Genomic DNA, 3,734 nt, shown 5'->3' on the forward strand with positions numbered 1-3,734 from the left:
TCATAATCTAAAACAAAGCATGAGTAGGAAGGGGAATTGTTGGGATAACGCCTGTGTTGAAAGCTTTTTCCACTCAATGAAAGTAGAAGCCGTCCAATACGAGCCGATAATGACCCGAGAAGAGATGCGCCAAGCGCTTTTTGAATACATTGAAGTTGATTATAATCGAACAAGAAGGCACAGTGCTCTTGGGTATCTAAGCCCAGTTAACTTTGAAAAACAATATGTAGCTTAATGCGGTGTCCAGTCTAACTGGAGCAGATCATACTCAATGAAATTTAGCCATAAGGTGGTTACTGCATCATCAGTACTACTGCTAGTGACAGTATCATTGCTTTCGATACAACAACTTTATACAGTAAAGAACGCTGTAGAAAGCCACGTCAATACAAGCCTAAAAGAAATGGTTTTGGGGGTAAGAGATGTTGTCGTGTCAGAAATGAATGCCAAGAAAGCATTAGCACAATCAACAACCGAAATCATTGAGAGCAATCCTCAAGATCCTGCCTACGTAAAAACAATCTTGGAAAAGCCGAAACTTAAAAGTAGCTTTCTTGCCATTGGTTTTGGTTATGATAAAATCGGTTTAGTCATTGAAAATGATGATGCTTGGGAAGCGGGTCCCGATTACGATCCTCGAACTCGTCCTTGGTACGTCGCAGCTAAGGCCAAAAACAATTTAATCGTGACCACTCCTTATGTCGATGCCTCAAGTAAAAAAGTTATCATTTCAGTCGGTACACCAGTTAAAGACAATGGACGCTTCACAGCGGGCATGTTCTACGACGTAGAGTTAACTAACCTGTCGACTTTAGTGAACCAAGTTAACTTGTTTGATGCGGGTTATTTATTCCTAGTCACGGCCGACGGCACGACCATCGCTCATCCAGATTCTAAAAATAATGGCGAAATGCTTTCAAGCTATATGCCGCAAGTCACTATCCGTGAAGGCTCTCAAGAAATTGAAGTCGACGGTAAAACACTCTTAGTTAGCTTTACTCATATTCCCAGTGAAGATTGGTACATTGGAACCGTTCTTGATAAGGACATTGCGTTCAAAACCATTGATGACTTAAAAAATAGCTCAATCATATACTCTTTGACTGCCGTTATTCTCAGTATTATTGCACTGACAATGTTAATCCGAGTGCTAATGCGCCCATTGGAAGCACTCAACCAAGCGATTCAAGACGTAGCAAGCGGACAAGGTGACTTAACTAAACGTTTAGATACCAATACAGATAAAGAATTTTCTGACCTTGCCAAAGGCTTCAACACCTTTACCGAGAACCTCCAAAATCAAATCATTCAATCGAAAGCGATTGGTGTTGAAATTAAACGTGGTACGGAAATCACGGTTGAAGGTTCAAGCAAATCAGCAAATGCGGTTAATACACAACTTCAAGAGCTTGAGCAGTTAGCGACTGCCATGAATGAAATGGCTGTAACAGCAACAGAAGTGGCAAACAATGCTCAAGGTGCCGCAGCCGCCGCTCGTGAAGCCGATGAAGCAACGCTGGACGGAACATCAGTCGTAAGTGACACAACAAAAGCAATTGATAATCTGTCTACTCGGATCGACGAGGCCGTAGCTGAAGTACAAGTACTTGAGTCAGCGACAGCAAACATCGAGACAATCCTTAAGGTCATCAACGATATTGCAGACCAAACGAACCTACTCGCATTGAACGCCGCCATCGAGGCCGCGCGTGCTGGTGAATCCGGTCGTGGGTTCGCAGTGGTTGCCGATGAAGTTCGTACCTTGGCACAACGTACTCAGCAATCTACAACTGAAATCCGCAGTATGATTGAGCAGTTGCAAGCCGGCGCAAGCTCAGTATCGAATGCAATGCATCAAAGTAAGGATACCGCCACTGACGCCGTAGGATGTGCTCAGCAAGCGAACACCTCGCTTGACCGTATCCGAGATGCGATTCAACGTATTTCTGATATGAATATTCAGATAGCTTCAGCCGCTGAAGAACAAAGCCTAGTCGCGGAAGAAATCAATAACAATACCGTTAAGATCAAAGATCTCTCAACGGAAGTCTCCAACGCAGCTCAAGACGCCAACACAGCCATGCAGGCACAAACTGAGAATGTTCGAGCACAAGATGAACTATTGAATAAGTTTATCGTGTAAAAATACGTTAAAAATGACACGAACAAAAAAGGCATGCTAGATTTTATCTAAGCATGCCTTTTCTTTGTTTATTTTAGATAGCTTGTGACTTCTGGCTTAATCTCAATCAACCATTCGTCGTCAGCATCATGCATTCATTAGGTTTAACCTCTATCGTTAACACCTTGTCCGCACATTCAAATTGTTCACCAGACAATAAGTCAGTCACCGCACCTGTCCAAGCTAATGATGCGGTTTTACTTCGCTTCGATTTGTTGATTACGACAATGCCTTTGTCGCCACGGACAAACACCAACAAGTCATCATTTGTTTCGATCACACTCATCGCTTGACCATGAACATGGTTGTGGAATTGAATCATACTTTTCATGTACGGGGCTCGCCAGTCATTCCGCCAACGAGGCTGACCACTCTTGTCTAGAATACCGCTGGTGCTTAGTTCACTGTAAACCAGTGGTACACCGCCATCTCGACCAAGAATGAAGGCATAAGCCAATTGCTCATCCACTTCATCCATCACATGCTCCAAAAACACCTCGTTATTGGGAATATCATGAGTGACCACAAACGTAATGGCTCGCATATTCGATAGTGCCTGGCCAAAACAGTAGGGGTTAATCAGAGACTTAAAGCTGCCCTGCTTGTCAAAAGCCTTGAAGATGGTGTTGAACAACGGGAAATCGTACGCACCTAAGCGAGTGTGCTTTAGGTACGGCTCAAGGAACAGTTCATACTCTTCCTCGGTCGCACCACCATCGGTAATGATCTCGCCAAAGATGTGCATATCTTCACAGATATCATCGGTCCACACCTTACGTAGATGTGACAGCGTCATGTGCTTTGCAGCATCGATGCGGAATCCTTTCACACCAATCGCTTTCAAGGCTTTTAGATACGCTCTCTGTTGTGCCACCACATTATCGTTATCCAGCAGTGTTGGTAAACCAGGATCGCTCGCACCACCGGTAATACGTCCGTTTTTCACTTCCCAAGTATCTTTCCAGTTTTTGATACCAAACGCTTCCACAAAATCGTTTTCATCAAATAACGGTTTCGAAAGATCACCAAACAAACGTATGGATGCGTAATATTCTGCGTCTTCTTGGTATGAGTTTAAATCTTGAAGGTTCGGGTACGTCAAGTCATTGCGAATACTCGACTCGTTAGCCATATGATTAAACACAACGTCTACATAGGTGCGAAGCCCATGTTGTTTTAACGTGTTGACCATCGCAGTGAAATCTTGTGTATCCCCCAACTGATTATCAATCACACGATAATCCTGCGGTTGATAACGCTGCCACCATTGAGTGCCAGAATTACGGTTGCAACCTTTAGGGCCACGTAACGACTTCATCGCAGGTGAAACTAAAACAGATTTATAACCCAACTCTTGAATCAATGGGGCGTTCTTCATTACGTCAGCGTAGCACCAGTCAAAGGCATGCAATATGACATCTGTTGCTGGGTTGCTTAACAGAGCTGAACTCTCCATGTTGTTCTCCTATCAAACTCAGTTTCAGCTTTCTAGATAAATACCAAAGCTAAAAGGCAAAGCTGTATAAATTTCATTAAGAATGACACTTATTAT

At 43.4% G+C, this 3,734-nt stretch carries 3 protein-coding genes; 2 read left to right on the forward strand and 1 reads right to left on the reverse strand.

Annotation, left to right across the window (positions count from 1 at the left end; genetic code table 11):
* Both L4B77_RS19590 and L4B77_RS19595 read left to right on the forward strand, forming a co-directional pair.
* Positions 1-235: IS3 family transposase (locus tag L4B77_RS19590; RefSeq protein ID WP_146162308.1), on the forward strand; the 235-nt coding region annotated here is incomplete at its 5' end.
* Between the two features lie 36 nt (positions 236-271).
* Positions 272-2,143, forward strand: a complete 1,872-nt coding sequence (locus L4B77_RS19595) for a methyl-accepting chemotaxis protein (RefSeq protein ID WP_429752504.1) — start codon at positions 272-274, stop codon at positions 2,141-2,143.
* A 106-nt stretch (positions 2,144-2,249) separates the two neighbouring features.
* Here L4B77_RS19595 and L4B77_RS19600 read toward each other — a convergent pair whose 3' ends face one another.
* On the reverse strand, positions 2,250-3,638 hold the full coding sequence (locus tag L4B77_RS19600) for an alpha-amylase family glycosyl hydrolase (RefSeq protein ID WP_429752506.1): 1,389 nt from the start codon (positions 3,636-3,638) through the stop codon (positions 2,250-2,252).
* Between the last annotated feature and the right edge of the window lie 96 nt (positions 3,639-3,734).

This window comes from Vibrio minamisatsumaniensis (assembly GCF_050337445.1).
Classification (GTDB): Bacteria; Pseudomonadota; Gammaproteobacteria; order Enterobacterales; family Vibrionaceae; genus Vibrio; species Vibrio artabrorum.